5 protein-coding genes are annotated in these 3,913 nt (G+C 67.8%); all 5 read right to left on the bottom strand.

Annotated features, from left to right (window positions below; genetic code table 11):
* Positions 1-396 precede the first annotated feature (396 nt).
* Positions 397-1,122 carry a GAP family protein gene (locus QOD90_RS05520; RefSeq protein WP_526347477.1) on the bottom strand — a complete coding sequence of 242 codons (726 nt, stop codon included), beginning with the start codon at positions 1,120-1,122 and terminating at the stop codon, positions 397-399.
* 53 nt (positions 1,123-1,175) lie between these two features.
* On the bottom strand, positions 1,176-1,565 hold the full coding sequence (locus QOD90_RS05515) for a heat shock protein transcriptional repressor HspR (protein ID WP_526347475.1): 390 nt from the start codon (positions 1,563-1,565) through the stop codon (positions 1,176-1,178).
* Positions 1,565-2,743: a molecular chaperone DnaJ gene (gene dnaJ, locus QOD90_RS05510; RefSeq protein WP_526347473.1), complete on the bottom strand. Its 1,179-nt coding sequence runs from the start codon at positions 2,741-2,743 to the stop codon at positions 1,565-1,567. Before dnaJ ends, QOD90_RS05515 begins: the two co-directional genes overlap by 1 nt.
* A 35-nt stretch (positions 2,744-2,778) precedes the next feature.
* A complete protein-coding gene (grpE, locus tag QOD90_RS05505; RefSeq protein WP_526347471.1) occupies positions 2,779-3,420 on the bottom strand; it encodes a nucleotide exchange factor GrpE in 642 nt (213 codons plus the stop codon).
* The coding region (locus tag QOD90_RS05500) for an Hsp70 family protein (RefSeq protein ID WP_526347469.1) at positions 3,417-3,913 on the bottom strand (497 nt) is incomplete at its 5' end. The genes QOD90_RS05500 and grpE, both read right to left, overlap by 4 nt.

Raw genomic sequence — 3,913 nt, 5'->3', positions numbered from 1 at the left:
GTCGATCGGGTCGGTGGCCGTGCTTACGGCGACGGCCAGGATCGCGCTGACGCCCAACACCAGCGGCGCCACATCCTGGATGCTTGCGCCCACCCGCGAGAGTCGGCGGTGTCCGACTCGGTTGCGGTCATTCGAGATTCCCAGGGCGGTCATGATGCCGCCTCAACCTAGTAGCCTGACGGGCTCTTCGCACCCCATCCGCAGGAATCGCAAACAGCCTCAGCCGCTCCACTTTTCGTTGTGCGCCGAGTACCCGTTGCTTGCTAAGGAGGTGGCAAAATAGCCGAACCACGACGGCCGAACACGCTGATTCCTCGAGCCCCGATCACTACGGCGAGGGCGGTGAGTTCAGCGAACGCCGGGTTGCGGATTTCCTCCGGCAACGCCGCCGGATTCTCAACCCCACACGCCGGTCGCCACCAGGTACAGCCCGAGAATCGTTAGAGCCGCGGCCACCACCCTGAGGCGGCGGGCCCGCAACCATCCAGGTACTTGGTTCAGGAATGCCGACGTCTTGGCCGGCGCCAGCAGATAGCTGACGAGTGGGATTTCGGCGAAGGCGAACGAGATGACTGCGTACACCACCACCGCGGCCACCTGAGTTTCCGCGTCAGCCCGCGACGCAAGGATGACGCCGAGCGCTCCGATCAACTCGACGTGCGGACCTGGGCCCGCCCAGAGCCCTGCCACGAACGCCACCCAGAGCGACTCGTGCTGGAGCAATGCCCGCCCCCGCGCCGACATCCTCGACATCAACGTCGGCGCGGACGCCCGCGGACGCGGCGAATCCGGCAGCCCAGTGTGAGGCACCGGCATTCGCGTCCGCTGACGGACGACCAAGGCGACCGCGATCAGAAGCGCGAGCCCGCCGAGCATGACCTTGACGTGCGCTGCCCCAACGGAGCCTGCCGTGGATGCCGCGTCGCGGATGAACCTCTCGGTGGTCCCGCGCAGCAGGAAGACCGCACCGAGGCCGATGGCAAGGCTCGACGCGATGCCGCCGACGCAGAACACGAACAGGCTGGCGACGGGCCGGGACCGGGCCACCACGAAAACCGCCACCCCGACCCGAACTGGATCCCACATCGCCATGACGGCGAAGATCACCACCGGGGCCCACACCGCCGAAACCCTACCCGCCGAGTTGGGCCGCCGGAGGTCGGTGAGCTAGCCGATTATCTGCTGCCGCGGCGGGGCTGCCAGACCACCAACGCCGTGCTCTTCGGCACGACCGCCAGGTCACGACGCTGGTTGGCGCGCAGCCGCTCGACCTCGTCGGCCATCTCACTAATCCGCGAGCGCAGGGCTGCGACCTGGTTGGTCAATTCGATGATCCGCTTGATGCCAGCAAGATTCACGCCCTCGTCCTGGGACAGCCGCTGTACCTCGCGGAGCAGATCGACGTCGTGCTGGGAGTAGCGACGCCCGCCGCCCGAGCTGCGCTGCGGACTGACCAGGCCGAGCCGGTCGTACGTCCGCAACGTCTGCGCGTGCATCCCTGCGAGCTCGGCGGCCACCGAGATCAGAAAGGTGCGGGCCTCGTCACTGCTCCGCTTGCCTGCCATCACGCACCGGCCCATCCGGCCCGCGGGTCGAACCCGCTCGCCCGCTCGGCCTTGGCATAGGCCTCGAGCGCTTCGGCCGCCTCGCCGTCGACATTCGGCGGGACCGCGACCTTGACGGTGACCAGCAGGTCGCCGTGGCCACCCGCGCGCTTGGGTACCCCGCGGCCCCGGACCCGCAGGATTCGCCCGTCGGAGGTTCCCTTGGGTACCCGGACCCCGACCTTGCCTTCGAGCGTCGGCACCGAAAGGGTTGTGCCCAAAGCGAGTTCGTGGTAGCTGACGGGCACCGTCACGGTGAGATCGTCACCGCTGCGGCCGAACACCTTGTCGGGCCGAACGTGCACCGTCACGAACAGGTCACCCGATGGGGCGCCGCGTAACCCGGCCTCGCCCTGACCGGCGAGCCGGATGCGTTGACCGTCCTCGACGCCGGGTGGAATCCGCACGTTGATGGTGCGCGTGCGGGTGGTCACGCCGGTGCCGTGGCATTCGTCGCACGGCTCCTCGATGATCGAGCCACTCCCCCGGCATTCGGTGCAGGGCTCGGAGAACCCGAAGGCTCCCTGGTTGCGATTGATGACGCCCGCACCGTTGCAGTTGGGGCACACCTTGGGGCTGGTGCCCGGGCGGGCTCCGCTGCCATGGCAATTGGTGCACGGCGCCGGGCTGGTGAGCCGCAGCGGCATGGCAACGCCCTTGGTCGCCTCGAGGAACGAGAGTTCCGTCTCGGTCTCCAGGTCGTTGCCGCGGCGCGGACGGCTGGGCCGCGGCTGTTGGGCACCGCGACCGAACAGCCCACCGAAGAGGTCGCCGATGTTGGCCCCACCCGTTTGCGGGGCCGCGTCGAACAGGTCGCCGAGGTTGAATTCGGCACCGTCGCCGCCGAAGCCGCCGAAGTTGCCGCCGCCACCTCCACCGCTGAAGCGGCGACCGCCGCCATTGGCGAAGAGCCGACGGGTTTCGTCGTATTCCTTGCGCTTGGTCTTGTCCAAGAGCACGTCCTTGGCCTCGCCGACGGCCTTGAACCGCCGCTCGGCGTCGGGGTTGTTCGGGTTGCGGTCGGGATGAGTCTCGGCCAGCAGCTTTCGGGCGACCTTCTTGATCTCGTCCTCGGAGGCATCGGAGGAGACGCCGAGTTCTTTGTAGAAGTCCTTCTCAACCCATTCTCGCTGGACCATGCTGCGTCACCTCCTTGCCTTCCGCTCGTGCTCGACTATCGATCTGATTCTGGATTCTCGTCGCCGATTGGCGCGCTTTGCCCGCCCGAACCCTCGGTCGTGTCGGGTTCGTCGACCGAATCGACGACGCCGACCATCGCGTGCCTGAGCACCGGACCTTCCCCAAGGCGGTAGCCCTGGCGCATCACCGTTCCGATGACCGGGTTCGTCCCGTCGCCCTCGTGCTGCACGGCCTCGTGCAGTGACGGGTCGAACGGGTCGCCCTCGACGCCGTAGGCCACCAGTCCGATGGCCTGCAGTGCGCCGGTGAGCTTGTCGGCGACCGACTTCAGCGGACCGGACTCCAGGTCACCGTGGCGCCGGGCGCGCTCGAGATCGTCGAGCACGGGCAGCAACTGCGTGGCCGCGAAGGCCTTGCCCCGTTCGCTGGCAGCTTGTTCCTGTCGTACGGACCGCTTGCGGTAGTTGTCGTATTCCGCCTTGACGCGTTGCAGCGTCGCCTTGAGCTCGGCGGCCTCATCACTCCCTGGAGCCGCGCCCGCGTCCGCCGGATCCGGCGCCGGCCCACTGGGGGCCGACGCCGAAGAGGCGGTCTCACGGACTTCACCCGTTTCGGGATCGACGCGCCGTTTGTCGGTGATGGTCACCGGCTCGTGCGGATCGTTCTCCTGGGTCACTTGCGCTCCTGCTCGTCGTCCTCCACGACCTCCGCGTCGACCACGTTGTCATCGGCCTGGGAAGCGGAACCGCCGGCTCCGTCTCCTGCGCCCTGCTCGGCCTGAGTGGCCTCGTAGATCGCCTGGCCGAGAGCCTGGGACTCGACGCCCAGCTTCTCCATCGCGGACTTGATCGCGGCGATGTCGGTGCCCTCGAGCGCAGCCTTCGCCTCGGTGATCGCAGATTCGACCTTGGTCAGCGTCTCCTCGGGAACCTTGGAGCCGCCCTCGGCCTCACGCTGTTCCTTGACGAACTTCTCCGTCTGGTAGACCAGCGCCTCGGCATCGTTGCGGGCGGTGGCCTCCTCACGGCGCTTGCGGTCTTCGTCGGCGTGCGCCTCGGCGTCCTTGATCATCCGATCGATGTCCTCCTGGGAGAGGCCGGAGCCCTCCTGGATCTTGATCGTGTTCTCCTTGCCGGTGCCCTTGTCCTTGGCGGTGACGTGGACGATGC

This window comes from Mycobacterium sp., assembly GCF_032161845.1.
In the GTDB taxonomy this organism is placed as follows: domain Bacteria; phylum Actinomycetota; class Actinomycetes; order Mycobacteriales; family Mycobacteriaceae; genus Mycobacterium.
Note: the sequence above shows the minus strand (reverse complement) of the source record. Positions and strands in the feature narration are given on the sequence as shown.